Source organism: Pseudomonas sp. FW305-28 (genome assembly GCF_017351395.1).
GTDB classification, from domain to species: domain Bacteria; phylum Pseudomonadota; class Gammaproteobacteria; order Pseudomonadales; family Pseudomonadaceae; genus Aquipseudomonas; species Aquipseudomonas fluorescens_AA.
In genome coordinates this window covers 1-255 of the sequence record NZ_JACNDD010000320.1, presented here as the reverse complement: position 1 = coordinate 255, position 255 = coordinate 1, and the positions used below count along the sequence as shown (strand labels likewise).

The window sequence follows — 255 nt, the reverse complement described above, 5'->3', positions numbered from 1 at the left end:
CGGCCCGACCAACCTGCACACCGCCCTGAGCCAGCAAGCGGCCCTGAGCCCCAACGCCCCGGCGCTGGTGTTCGAAGGCCAGCGCCTGAGTTACGCCGAACTGGACCAACGGGCGCAAACCGTCGCCCGGGCCCTGCGCGCCGCTGGCGTGGGCAGCGACAGCATCGTGCCGGTGTGCATGGAGCGTTCGGTGGAAATGGTCGTGGCCTTGCTCGGCATCGTCCATGCCGGCGCCGCGTGGCTGCCGCTGGATCC

The 255-nt window shown here is 71.4% G+C and carries 1 protein-coding gene; it reads left to right on the top strand.

The window, feature by feature from the left end; translation table 11 throughout:
• Positions 1–255, top strand: a 255-nt coding sequence (locus J4E53_RS30630) for an AMP-binding protein (protein WP_207268305.1), incomplete at both ends; no start/stop codon positions are given.